The sequence below is a fragment of the Cryobacterium adonitolivorans genome (assembly GCF_004402695.1).
Lineage (GTDB): Bacteria > Actinomycetota > Actinomycetes > Actinomycetales > Microbacteriaceae > Cryobacterium > Cryobacterium adonitolivorans.
In genome coordinates, this window is record NZ_SOFL01000008.1 from 275,967 (window position 1) to 288,911 (window position 12,945).

Below are 12,945 nucleotides of genomic sequence, written 5' to 3' on the forward strand. Positions count from 1 at the left end.
GGGTGACCTTCACGGCTGTTGCTTCCAAAATTCTTCCAATCCTTCGTGAACGGCGGCTACGTCGTCCGGTGTGCCGAATACTTCAAAGCGATACAGGTGGGGCACACCGCACTTCTGAGCGATGATGTCCCCGGCGAGGCAGAACGCCACACCGAAATTCGTGTTCCCGGCGCCGATGACGCCGCGGATGAGTGAGCGGTTGCGTTTGTCGTTTAGAAAGCGGATGACCTGGCGCGGCACGGCCGGCCCCAGATCGCCGCCGCCGTAGGTCGGCACGACGAGCACGAACGGCTTCCGGGCCACGAGCGGCGCATCCTTGGCGTAGAGCGGGATGCGGGCGGCGGGGCGGCCGAGCTTCTCGACGAACCTCTGGGTGTTGCCGGAGGTGCTCGAGAAGTAGACGATGTCCACGTCTCCGGCGTCGATCTCCCCGGCGGCCCGTTCGGCCGCACCGGCAGTGGACTCGCGAGTGGAATCAGCCTGAAGCAGCATGGGTCCCCTTTTCGTGCGAGTTGTGCGGTCGGCGCCCCCCAGGCGCACTGGCGGTTACGCCAGGCGCGCGGCGAGTTCGTTGATCTTGTCGGGACGGAAGCCCGACCAGTGGTCCTCATCGGTGATGACGACGGGCGCCTGCAGGTAGCCGAGCGCCTTGACGGCCTCGAGTGCGTTCTCGTCGGCCGACAGGTCGAGGATGTTGTACTCGATGCCCTTGTTGTCCAGGGCGCGGTAGGTCGCGGTGCACTGCACGCAGGACGGCTTGGTGTAAACGGTGATTGCCATCGAAGAGGCCTCTCGTATCGTTCTCGTCGTTCAGGACCGTAGGCAAAGCTGTGCGAAATCCGTGGTGAAGACGTAGTTGAAATGTGGTGGAAATGCACCCGTGAAGTGCGAAGTTCTTTGTGAAGCGTTGTGCGATTGCTTGGACTTCAATACTACATCTAGTGATTGCGAATGGGAACAGCCACTACATGCGGGAATTACAATTGTGTACTTATCCACCGACATTCCACCGGTTGTCAACAGGCCGTATCAGTCGAAAGCCGCAGAATCCCGCGGCGCCGGGCTCAGTTATCCACAGGTAGCGGAACGCCCGGATTTCACCCTGTGGAATTCGTCGCCGGGCGCGTCGGGCACGTCGGGCGCGACCGGCGACGGCAGGTGCTCTATCCGCCGGTCGGGAGCGACGGTCGCGGCGGCGGCGCCGTCGACGAACGGATGACCAGCTCTGGCACCATGGGCGGCACTCCCGGTGAGTCCTCGTCGGCGAGCACGGCCAGAAGGGTGAACAGAATGTCCCGGCCTAGGCTGTCGAAGTCCTGCCGCATGGTCGTCAGCGGCGGAGCAAAGTAGGCCGACTCGGGGATGTCGTCGAAGCCGATCACGCTCACGTCTCGCGGCACCGTGAAACCATGCCCGGTGAGAGCGTGCACCAAGCCCAGCGCCATCTGGTCGTTGCCGGCGAATACCGCCGTGAAATCCAACGACGCTCCCTGCTGGGCGAGCGCCGTGCCGAAGCCGAATCCGCTGGCCGGCGACCAGTCCCCCACCATAGGCTCCAGCGCCACCAGCCCGCGGGCAGCCAGCTCGTCACGCCAGCCGCGCACACGTTCGAGCGCATCCATCGAGTCGGCCGGCCCGGCGAGGTGGCGGATGCGGGTGTGACCCAACCCGGCAAGGTGGGCGACAGCGGCCCTGGCCCCGCGGTACTGGTCGATGGCCACACTGTGAAAGCCGCTCCGACCGCTGGAGTCCACCGCGACGAGCGGCACGCCCAGTTCGATCCCCTGCACGGCGTCCAGGGCGCCACGGTGGGCCGCGATCAGCACAATCGCCTCCACGTTCTGGCGCAGCAACAGCTCCACCGCCGATCGAAGCGAATCCGGTTCAGACTTGAGCATGCTGGCCATGCTCACCGCGTACCGCGCATTGCGCGCCGCCTCATTGAAATGGAGCACGGCGCTGGAGGGGCCGTAGTCCGGCCCTCCCGTCGTGATCAGCCCGATGGTGCGCGACCGCCGGGTGACCAGGGCGCGCGCGGCGGGCGAGGGCCGGTAGTTCAGCGCGGCGATGGCCTTCTCCACCCGCTGCCGGGTGGCCGGCCGCACGTTGGGCAGGTCATTGAGCACCCGCGACACCGTCTGATGCGACACCCCGGCGAGCCGGGCCACGTCGAAGATCGTCGCGACGCGCGCCTTATAGTCGTCCGTCACAACCACCTCCTGCAGCCGGTGCGACCGCACCGATGCGCCGAAATCCGCGCACTACTATTCTCTCGACTGCCGAGCCCCTGCATTACCGCCGCAGAGTGGTGAGGAGGCGCTGCAGCACGATGAAGACCAGCAGCAGGGCGCCGATCACGATCTTGGTCCACCAGGAACTCAGGGTGCCCTCGAAGCTGATGATGGTCTGGATGATGCCGAGCACCAGCACGCCGAGCACGGAACCGAGGATGAAGCCGGAGCCTCCGGTGAGCAGGGTGCCACCGATGACGACAGCGGCGATCGCATCCAGCTCCATTCCGACCGCGGTGAGGCTGTATCCAGACAGCGTATAAAAGGTGAAGAGCACCCCACCGAGGGCGGAGCAGAACCCACTGATCACGTAGACGAGCACCCGGGTGCGGGCGACGGGCAAGCCCATCAGCATCGCGGATTGGCCGCCGTTGCCGATGCCGTACACGGTGCGGCCGGTGCGGGTGTAGTGCAGCACGAAGAACGCGATGCCCACCACGATCACGGCGATGATCACGCTGGGAGTGATCATCAGCCCAGGCCCCAGCGGGATACGGGTCTGCGCCATGTCGACGAAGAACGGGTTGGTGATCGAAATCGAGTTCAAGCTGATCACGTAGCAGAGCCCACGGGCCAGGAACATGGCGGCGAGGGTAGCGATGAAAGGCTGGATCTCGAAGAAGTGGATGACCAGGCCCACCAGCATCCCGAGGGTGGAGCCCACGACGAGCACGATGACGATCACGGCAAGCGGTGGCCAGCCGGCCCGCAGCAGCGACGCCGCGATCATGGTGGACAGGGCCACCACCGACCCCACCGACAGGTCGATACCCCCGGTCAGGATTACGAAGGTCATGCCGACCACAAGCACCAGCAGGAAGGAATTGTCGATCAATAGGTTGAGCAGCATCTGCACCGAAAGGAAACCGCGGTACCGGGTGGCTCCGACGCCCCACATGGCGATGAGCAGAACCAGGGTCACCAGCACCGGGGTGTACCGCGAGCCGAGGTCGAACCGGCGGCGCGACGGCACGAACTTGGGGCGGGCGGTGGTCGGGTCGATCGTGCGGATGCTCATGAGAGGACCCCTCCGGTGGAAGTCGTGACGGGTCTGCGGCGGAGCGACCCGAGGCGCGTTTGGAGGGCGGGTGACTGCAGCAGGCACACGATGATCACCACGAGGGCCTTGAAGACCAGGGTGATTTCGGGGGCGATGCCGACGGTGTAAACCGTGGTGGTGAGGGTCTGGATGATTGCCGCGCCGATCAAGGTGCCGCCGAGCGAGTATCGTCCGCCGGCCAGCGAGGTGCCGCCGATCACGACGGCGAGGATGGCGTCCATCTCGATCCAGAGGCCGGCGTTGTTGGCGTCGGCGGCGGTCACGTTGGAGCTGATCATCAACCCGGCTATTCCGGCGCACAGACCGCTGAAGATGTAGACCATCCAGATGATGCTGCGACTGCGCACGCCGGCGATGCGGCTGGCCTGGGGGTTGATGCCCACGGATTCGATCAGCAGACCGAGCGCGGTCTTGCGGGTGAGCAGTGCGGCGAGGGCGAACATCCCCAGGGCGATGACGATCGACGCGGGCAAAGCGAGCCAGTATCCGCCGCCTATCACCTTGTACGGTGCCGAGTTGATGGTGACGATCTGGCCCTCGGTGATGAGCATCGCCAGCCCCCGGCCGGCCGTCATCAGGATAAGCGTCGCGATGATGGGCTGGATACCGATCACCGACACCAGGAATCCGTTCCAGGCGCCGAGCACGAGGGCCAGCATGATGGAGATGCCGACCGCTGCCAGCACCGTGGTCGGGCTGTTCGGGTCGGAGGAGCCGGCGATGATCGAGCAGGCCAGGGCACCGGAAATGGCGACGACCGCACCGACCGACAGGTCGATACCGCGGGTCGCGATCACCAGGGTCATGCCCAGCGCCACCAGCAGGGTGGGTGCTCCGTTGCGGAGGATGTCGATCAGGCTGCCGAAGAGGTGGCCGTCCTGCAAGCGAATGGAGAAGAACGAGGGGTAGACCGCCACGTTCAGCACGAGAAGGCCCAGGAGGGTGACGATCGGCCAGAACAGTCTGTGCTTGAGAGCCTTGCTGACTGTGGGGTTCATGATTCTGCTCCGCTCGCGATGAGGGTCATGATCTGACCCACCGTGACGTCGTCGTTGACGATGTCGGCAACCTTTTCCCGGTCACGCATCACAACGATGCGGTGGCTGAGGCGCAGCACCTCCTCCAGCTCGGCTGAAATGAAAACCACCGACATCCCGTTCTCGGCCAGATCTGAGACGAGCTTCTGAATCTCGGCCTTGGCACCCACGTCGATGCCGCGGGTGGGTTCGTCCAGAATCAGCAGGCGTGGGGCGACGGCCAGCCACCGGGCCAACAGCACCTTCTGTTGGTTGCCGCCGGAGAGGTTTTTCACAATGGCGTCCGGATCCGGTGGGCGGATGTTGAGGGCCTGGATATAGCTGGCCGCGAGCTCGTCCTGTCGCTTCCTGGGGATGCGCCGGAACCAGCCCCGGTCGGCCTGCAGTGCGAGCACGATGTTGTCGCGCACGCTGAGGTCTTCGATGATGCCCTCGCTGCGCCGGTTCTCCGAGGAGTAGGCGATGCGGCTCTTCAGGGCCAGGCGCGGGGTGCGCAGCCGGAGCGCACGCCCCCCGATCTTGAGTTCACCGTGGTCGGGCCGGTCCGCGCCGGAGAGCAGCCGGGCCAGTTCGGTGCGGCCGGAGCCGAGCAACCCGGCCAGGCCCACGACCTCACCCTCGTAGACGTCGAGGTCAACGGGGGCAATGGAGCCCTTGCGACCCAGGCCGATCGCCTGCACGAAGGGCATTTCCTCGCTCTCCTCGCTGATCGGGGCGCGGGCCTTGCGGTCGAGGTCAGAGAGCACGGCGATGTCCTTGCCGATCATCTTGTGCACGAGCTCGATGCGCAGGATCTCGTCGGTGAGGTATTCGCCAACGAGCTGGCCGTTGCGCAGCACGGTGAGCCGGTCGGAGATCTCGTAGACCTGCTCGAGGAAGTGCGAGACGAACAGGATCGCCACGCCGTCCTCTTTGAGCGAGCGGATGACGCGGAACAGTTCGGAGACCTCGTCGACGTCGAGGCTGGAAGTCGGTTCGTCGAGGATGAGCACCTTCGCCTGCACGTCGATCGCGCGGGCGATGGCCACGAGCTGCTGCACCGCCAGGGAGTGTGAGCCGAGCTGCGATGCCGGGTCGATGTCGAGGTTCAGTCCGTCGAGGATCTCTGCCGCCCTGGCCCGCATGGCCCTCCAGTCGATCGCGGCACCGCGGCGCGGCTCCCGGCCGAGCATGATGTTCTCGGCCACCGAGAGGTTGGTGAGCAGGTGCACCTCCTGATACACCGTGCTGATGCCGGCCTCCTGCGCCTGCGCAGGCCCGCTGATCACGAGCGGCTTTCCGTCGAGCATGATGCTGCCGGAGTCGATCGGATAGACACCGGTGAGCGCTTTGATCATGGTCGACTTGCCGGCGCCGTTCTCCCCCATCAGCGAATGCACCTCGCCCGGGAACATGCGGAAGTTCACCCGGTCGAGCGCCTTCACGCCGGGGAACGAGATTGAGATGTTCGTCATGTCGACGACGGGGGCCTGAGTGGTCATGCCTGGCTCTCTTCATTGAGACGGATGGCGGTCTGGGACTGCGGGCGATGCCTGTTGCGCTGTCGCCGCGGGCCGGCCCCGGTTGGGTGTCGGCCCGCGGCGAGCGGGTGGTGCCAATCTGGTGGTGCGGGTGGTGCCGTGTGGCTAGTACTGCCGGTCCGGCAGGGCCGCGATAGCCTCTTCCTGTGTGAAGGTGGTCTCTTCAGTGACGATGCGGGTCTCAACCTCTTCGCCGGCCACCACCTTGTTCACGATGTCGACCAACTGCTTGCCGAGCAACGGCGAGCATTCCACGATGAAGTTGATCTTGCCATCTGCCAGCGCCTGCATGCCGTCCTTGACCGCGTCGATCGTCAGGATCTTGATGTCGACGCCCGGCTTCAGGCCGGCCGCCTCGATGGCCTCGATCGCGCCCAGGCCCATGTCGTCGTTGTGTGCGTAGATCAGGTCGACGTCAGGGTTGGACTTCAGCAGCGCCTCGGTGACCTGCTTGCCGCCGGAGCGGGTGAAGTCACCCGTCTGGCTGGCCACGATCTCGAACTTCGGGTCGCTGCCGATAACATCGGCGAAACCCTCAGCACGGTCGATAGCCGGCGCTGAACCGGTGGTGCCCTCAAGCTGGATGATCTTGACGGCGTCGGCGTCGGCGAACTCCTCGGTCGCCCAATTTCCCGCCTTCTTGCCCTCTTCGACGAAGTCGGAGCCGAGGAACGAGACGTACAGCGAAGTGTCCGCCGAGTCGACCGAACGGTCGGTCAGCACAACGGGGATATCGGCGTCCTTGGCTTCCTTGAGCACGGTGTCCCAGCCGGACTCGACCACCGGCGAGAACGCGATGACGTCAACGCCCTGCTGGATGTAGGAGCGGATGGCCTTGATCTGGTTCTCCTGCTTCTGCTGCGCATCGGAGAACTTCAGTTCGATACCCGCGTCTTCAAACGCCGCCTGGATGTCTTTCGTGTTGGCTGCGCGCCAGCCGCTCTCCGCGCCTACCTGGGAGAATCCCACGATGAGATCTTCGGGGGCGGGTGCGTCGCCCGCGCCCGTCGAGGAGTCGGCGCCCGACGCACAACCGGCCAAAGCCAGGAGCATCGCTCCGGCAGCAGCCATACCAATAATTTTCTTCATCTAACCAAACCTCCTTGTTTAGTTTCCCGGCGGTACCGCGCTGCGTGCCTTGGTGCCGGGAGCGGTCGATTCTGACCGTTGTGGGAATGTTAGCGCTCACAAGTTAGCGCTCACAACCCCTATTTCATGCCAATTTCATCACGAGCGGCGGCCCATGCCCATCGCACCACCCCGCGCCGCAGGCACCACACCCGGACAACATCCGCATCGCCGCGCGGCGGCGCTCGTGCTCACGGCACACGTTACGTTTCACGGCCGCGTTGAGTGTGGCGGCCCGCGTTGAGTGTGGCGGCCCGCGTAACGACACGGGCCGCGGCACACAATACGTGCCGCGAACGGATGCGATCAGGCGCGGGGCACTCCCCGCTCGGTGAGGAAGCCGTGGAAGCGGGTGGGTGAGAGTGCGAGGTCCCAACCCCAACGGTCAAAGCTCGACACCCGGGCCCGTAACGCGTCCTCGCGCTGCTTTTCCCGCCAGACCACCGCACTCGGGTCACGATCGCCGAGGACTGGTCCCGTGCCGTACTTGAGGAAACCGTCGAATTCGCCGATCTTGCGCACCCGGCGCCAGAAGAAGTCCACCCAGGCATCTCCGCCGAGGATGTCGGGAAAGCACACCTGCAGCTCCGGGGCGGCGAAGCCAAGCTGGAAGATGCGCACCCGGCTCAGCGTCTCCCCCGGGTTCGCCGCCAGCGGGTTCGCGAAGGCGATCGCCTGTTCGGCGCGCATCCGGCCGGTGCGCGGATTCACGACCGCAAGCTCTAGGTAGAGGTCTTCCTTGCTCAGCGCGGGGCGCCCCGGGATGTGCCCTCTCCGAGCCTGCTTGAGCTCCCGCTCAACCCGGGCCTGCTCAACACGCAGCGCGTGATCCACCATCGTCACTCCGGCGAGGAGGGTCGACGTCGTCGCAACATCCACCAGCGTGCGGGCGAGAGAGGTCACCCGGCACCCCTCGATGACCTGGATATCTACCGGCGACGGCCCTCGATGGCTGGTGATGAATCGTGCGCTGCTGCCGCCGATCGCGCCAGGCGTACTGACATGCACCGTGGCCGGCCAGGGCCCAATTAGCGGCAGCCCGTGCAGTACGGCCGCAGACTGATGCGACAAGACCAGCGGCTCTCTGGCGGCCAGAGCGGTCGCTTTCACCAGCAAGCTGTACCGCTGATCGACACCCGCTGCGCGCCAACGCTCTTCCGCCACGTACACGCCGCGGCGGATACTGTGCAGCACGCCCTCCGCGCACAGGGTGTGCAGGCGGCGCGAGGAGACTCCAGCCTCTCGCAGGGCCCCGGCCGGAAGAAGACCGCCATGCCGAGCGCCGACCACTTCAGCGAGGCGGAGAGCCGGATGACGGCGACTGGTACCCGAAGGATCGTCTGCGTTCGATCGGCTGGACGGCGAGGGCTGGAGGTTGGACATACGGCAGCTTCACGCGCCGTGCACCGACAGCAACGCACCGTCCAGGAACCGGTGCGGAGATCGCGTCATCGCTCTCTGTGGAGGACGCGCGCCTGCCAGGCCTTCCCTGCTCCGCGTGTGCTCCACCCAACGGCTCGCCCGCCCCGGCGGCACGCAATAGCCCCCGCGGCACGCACCGACCCCGGCGGCACGTGCTCTACCGCGGGCCACCACACACAACGAGGGCCGCGAGACATGGGGCGGGCCACCGTGCGGAGCCAGAAGCCGCGGCGGGCACACAAAGACCGCCGGCCCCGCATCCGAAGAGGCGGGGCCGGCGGCCGGGAAAGGCGTGGTGCCTAGCGTCCGCCGGAGCGACGCTTGTTGTAGACGTCGAAGGCGACGGCCAGGAGCAGCACGAGGCCCTTCACGGCCTGCTGCCACTCGATGCCGATGCCCATGATCGACATGCCGTTGTTCAGCACACCGATGATCAGACCACCGATGATGGCGCCACCGATGGTGCCGACACCACCCTGCACGGCGGCTCCACCGATGAAGGCAGCGGAGATGGCCTCGAGCTCGAAGCCGTCACCGGCCTTCGGACCGGCCAGGTTCAGGCGGGCGGTGAAGATCAGGCCGGCGAGGGCAGCGAGCACGCCCATGTTCACGAACAGCCAGAACGTCACGTTGCGGGTCTTGACGCCCGACAGCTCAGCGGCATGCAGGTTGCCACCGATCGCGTAGATGTGACGACCGAAGACGCTGCGGTTCATGATGATGCCGTAGACCAGGATCAGCACGGCCAGCACGATCAGCGTCACGGGGATGCCCTTGTAGGAGGCGAGGGCGTAGGCGAACATGCCGATACCGGCGGTGATGAGCACGAGCTTGCCGATGAACCAGACCAGCGGTTCGGTTTCCTGGCCGTACGCGGCACGGCCACGACGGGTGCGCACCTGCTGCACGATCAGGGCGATGATCGCCAGCGCGGCGACACCCAGGGTGAGCGGATCCAGCTCAAACTCGCCGAAGACATCCGTGAGGAAGCCGTTGCCGAGGGCACGGTACTCGGCCGGGAATGAACCGATGTTCGCGTTGCCGAGTACTGCGAGCGCCAGACCGCGGAAGATCAGCATTCCGGCCAGCGTCACGATGAACGCAGGGATCCCCACGTAGGCGATCCAGAAGCCCTGCCAGACCCCCACGAGGGCACCGACGAGGAGCGACAGGATGATCGAGAGCCACCAGGGCAGGCCCCAGGTCACCGCGAACACACCGGACATGGCACCGACGAAGGCGGCGACCGAGCCGACCGACAGGTCGATGTGGCCGGCGATGATGACCATCACCATGCCGACCGCGAGAACGAGGATGTAACCGTTCTGCACGATCAGGTTCGAGATGTTCTGCGGCCGCAGCAGGATGCCGTCGGTCAGGAAGCTGAACAGCACGACCACCACGATCAGAGCGACGAAAATGCCGTTCTTGCCGAGGTCGGCGATGACGTGGCTGACCCAGGCCCCCGCCTTGGAGTTGCTGGGATTGACTTGTGCACCTTCGGGCGTGTTGCTCGCCGGCTTGGTTTCGAGATCACTCATTTTGACGTTTCTCCTATTCCGATAGCGCCGACGCTAACGGGCCTTTTCCATGGTCATGTGCTTGATAAGGGTCTCCGGGGTGGCATCATTGATCGGGAATTCTCCCGTGATGCGCCCCTCGGAGAGGGTGTAAATGCGGTCGCAGATGCCGATCAGCTCTGGCAGCTCCGACGAGATCACGATGACGCCCTTGCCCTGTGCGGCGAGGGCGTTGATGATCGCGTAGATCTCGTACTTGGCGCCGACGTCGATACCGCGGGTGGGTTCATCCAGGATCAACACGTCAGGGTTCGAGTAGATCCACTTCGACAGCACGACCTTCTGCTGGTTGCCGCCGGAGAGTTTCCCCGTTTTGGCCAGCACGGTCGGCGCCTTGATGTTCATGCTCGTGCGGTACTCGTTGGCGACCTTGAATTCTTCGTTGTCATCAACCAGTCCGCCCTTGACAAGCTTGCCCAGCGAGGCCATCGAGATGTTACGCTTGATGTCCTCGATGAGGTTGAGGCCATAGGTCTTGCGGTCCTCGGTGGCGTACGCGATGCCGTTGTCGATCGCCTCGGTGACCGTGCGGGTCTTGATCTCCTTGCCGGCCTTGAACACCTTGCCGGTGATGCGGCTACCGTAGCTGCGGCCGAACAGGCTCATCGCGAACTCGGTGCGCCCGGCGCCCATGAGCCCGGCGATTCCCACAATCTCGCCACGTCGCACGTTCAGGTTGACGTTGTCGACCATGACCCTGAACGGGTCCTGGGGGTGGTGCGCGGTCCAGTCCTCGACCCGCAGGATTTCCTCGCCGATGTTCGGCGTGTGGTCCGGGTAGCGGTGCTCGAGGTCGCGGCCGACCATGTCCTTGATGATGCGGTCTTCTGTCACGTCGACCTTGGCGATCGTCTCGATGGCCTTGCCATCGCGGATGACCGTGACGGCGTCGGAGACCTTCTTGATCTCGTTCAGCTTGTGGCTGATAATGATCGACGTGATGCCCTGACCCTTGAGGTGCAGCATCAGGTTGAGCAGGTGGTCCGAGTCCTCGTCGTTGAGGGCGGCCGTCGGCTCGTCCAGGATGAGAAGCTTCACCCGCTTGGAGAGCGCCTTGGCGATCTCCACGAGCTGCTGCTTGCCGACACCGATGTCCATGATCTTGGTCGTGGGGTTCTCCCGCAGGCCCACGCGGGCGAGCAGCTTGACGGCCTCGGTGTTGGTCTTGTTCCAGTCGATCAGGCCGAAGGCGCCGCGCTGTTCGTTGTTGAGGAAGATGTTCTCCGCGATGGAGAGGTAGGGACTCAGTGCGAGTTCCTGGTGGATGATGACGATGCCCTTGGCTTCGCTGTCCCTGATGTCCTTGAATTCAACGACCTCGTCTTCAAAGACAATGTCGCCGGTGTAGGTGCCGTGCGGGTAAACGCCGCTGAGCACCTTCATCAGCGTGGACTTACCCGCGCCGTTCTCACCGCAGATGGCGTGAACTTCGCCGCGAGCAACGTTGAGCGTCACGTCCTGCAGCGCCTTGACGCCGGGGAAGGTCTTGGTAATACCGCGCATCTCGAGGATGTTGGTGGTCACGTGCGTTCCTTTCTTAGGTCTATACGTTGTAGTGACCGGCCGGCGGGGGCAAGTCGCCCCGCCGGCCGGTCACGAACACGTGACTGTTAGCCGTCGATCTCGGCCTGGGTCCAGTAGCCGCTGTCGACCAGCTGCTCCGTGATGTTGTCCTTGATCACGATCGAGGAGTCGAGGAGGTAGGAGTCCACAACCTTCACGCCATTGTCGTAGTCAGTGGTGTTGTTGATCTCCGGCTCGCTACCGTTCAGCAGGGCGAGGGTCATCGAAACGGCGACCTCGGCCAACTTGCGGGTGTCCTTGAAGATGGTGCCGTACTGCTCGCCGGCGACGATGGCCTTGACCGAGTCGAGCTCGGCGTCCTGGCCGGAAATCGCGGGCCATTCCGGGCCCACCGCGTAGCCGGAGCCCTCGAGGGCAGAAATGATGCCTCGCGAGATGCCGTCGTACGGGGAGAGCACGCCGTTGACGACGCTGCCGTCAGAGTACGTCGACGTCAGGATGTTCTCCATGCGGCTCTGTGCCTCTTCTCCATCCCAACGCAGGGTTGCAACCTGCTCGATGTCGGTCTGGCCGCTCTTGACCACGATGGTCTTGGCGTCGATCAGCGGCTGGAGGACATCCATCGCGCCGTCGTAGAAGAAGAACGCGTTGTTGTCGTCCAGTGAACCGGCGAACAACTCAACGTTGAACGGGCCGGCCGGGGCACCCTCGATGGGCGTTCCGTCCAGCTCGACCAGGCCGAGGCCGTTCAGCAACGACCAGGCCTGCTGCTGGCCGACCTTGAAGTTGTCGAACGAGGCGTAGTAGTCGACGTTCTCGGTGTCGCGAATCAGGCGGTCGTAGGCGATGACGGGGATGTCGGCGTCTGCGGCGTCCTGAAGCACGCTGGTGAGGGTGGTGCCGTCGATGGAGGCGACGATCAGGGCCTTGGCACCCTTGGTGATCATGTTCTCGATCTGCGAAACCTGCATGGGGATGTCGTCCTCTGCGTACTGCAGGTCGACGGTGAAGCCCTCGGCTTCGAGCTGCTCCTTGACGGCGTTACCGTCGTTGATCCAGCGCTCGGAGGACTTCGTGGGCATTGCGACGCCGACAAGTCCGCCGTCGCCCCCGCCCTCGCCAGAGTCTCCTCCGCTGGAGCAGGCTGCCAGGGAAATAACCATGGCACCGGCTGCCAGGGTCGCGAGGAAAGCTTTCTTCTTCACTGTGGTTCCTTTCATATTTTCAATCGACTTTGATGTCAAATGGGTCAAGTGAGTGGTGCGTGTGTGATTTACAGGCCTTGCGCCAGGCGGTAGTACGCCTGGTTCCAACGCACCTCGCGGGAGAAGTCCCGCAGGGTGGTGGTCTCATCGATCACGAGAAGCTCGGTGTGAGCGATCT

11 protein-coding genes are annotated in these 12,945 nt (G+C 64.6%); all 11 read right to left on the reverse strand.

Annotated features, from left to right (window positions below; genetic code table 11):
• Window positions 1-9 precede the first annotated feature (9 nt).
• The gene (gene nrdI, locus E3O42_RS03655; RefSeq protein WP_134452549.1) at window positions 10-492 is read right to left on the reverse strand and encodes a class Ib ribonucleoside-diphosphate reductase assembly flavoprotein NrdI; all 483 of its coding nucleotides are present in this window, start codon (window positions 490-492) and stop codon (window positions 10-12) included.
• A 54-nt stretch (window positions 493-546) separates the two neighbouring features.
• Entirely contained in the window at window positions 547-780 is a 234-nt protein-coding gene (nrdH, locus tag E3O42_RS03660) for a glutaredoxin-like protein NrdH (RefSeq protein ID WP_066592430.1), read from the reverse strand.
• Window positions 781-1,163: 383 nt separating this feature from the next.
• On the reverse strand, window positions 1,164-2,210 hold the full coding sequence (locus E3O42_RS03665; protein ID WP_134452550.1) for a LacI family DNA-binding transcriptional regulator: 1,047 nt from the start codon (window positions 2,208-2,210) through the stop codon (window positions 1,164-1,166).
• 82 nt (window positions 2,211-2,292) lie between these two features.
• On the reverse strand, window positions 2,293-3,309 hold the full coding sequence (gene yjfF / locus E3O42_RS03670; protein WP_134452551.1) for a galactofuranose ABC transporter, permease protein YjfF: 1,017 nt from the start codon (window positions 3,307-3,309) through the stop codon (window positions 2,293-2,295).
• Entirely contained in the window at window positions 3,306-4,349 is a 1,044-nt protein-coding gene (locus tag E3O42_RS03675) for an ABC transporter permease (RefSeq protein ID WP_134452552.1), read from the reverse strand. The genes yjfF and E3O42_RS03675 overlap by 4 nt, the downstream gene beginning before the upstream one ends.
• Window positions 4,346-5,869, reverse strand: coding sequence for a sugar ABC transporter ATP-binding protein (locus tag E3O42_RS03680; RefSeq protein ID WP_134452553.1), 1,524 nt, complete (start codon window positions 5,867-5,869; stop codon window positions 4,346-4,348). Before E3O42_RS03680 ends, E3O42_RS03675 begins: the two co-directional genes overlap by 4 nt.
• A gap of 144 nt (window positions 5,870-6,013) precedes the next feature.
• On the reverse strand, window positions 6,014-6,997 hold the full coding sequence (locus E3O42_RS03685) for an ABC transporter substrate-binding protein (RefSeq protein ID WP_134452554.1): 984 nt from the start codon (window positions 6,995-6,997) through the stop codon (window positions 6,014-6,016).
• A 345-nt stretch (window positions 6,998-7,342) separates the two neighbouring features.
• A complete protein-coding gene (locus tag E3O42_RS03690) occupies window positions 7,343-7,939 on the reverse strand; it encodes a hypothetical protein (RefSeq protein ID WP_134452555.1) in 597 nt (198 codons plus the stop codon).
• An 818-nt stretch (window positions 7,940-8,757) separates the two neighbouring features.
• Window positions 8,758-9,999 (reverse strand): multiple monosaccharide ABC transporter permease, encoded by a 1,242-nt coding sequence (mmsB, locus tag E3O42_RS03695; protein WP_134452556.1) that lies wholly within the window; start codon window positions 9,997-9,999, stop codon window positions 8,758-8,760.
• A gap of 33 nt (window positions 10,000-10,032) precedes the next feature.
• Complete coding sequence (mmsA, locus tag E3O42_RS03700) at window positions 10,033-11,562, reverse strand: multiple monosaccharide ABC transporter ATP-binding protein (RefSeq protein ID WP_134452557.1); 1,530 nt, start codon at window positions 11,560-11,562, stop codon at window positions 10,033-10,035.
• An 86-nt stretch (window positions 11,563-11,648) separates the two neighbouring features.
• A complete protein-coding gene (gene chvE, locus E3O42_RS03705) occupies window positions 11,649-12,767 on the reverse strand; it encodes a multiple monosaccharide ABC transporter substrate-binding protein (protein WP_277613166.1) in 1,119 nt (372 codons plus the stop codon).
• Window positions 12,768-12,945 lie beyond the last annotated feature (178 nt).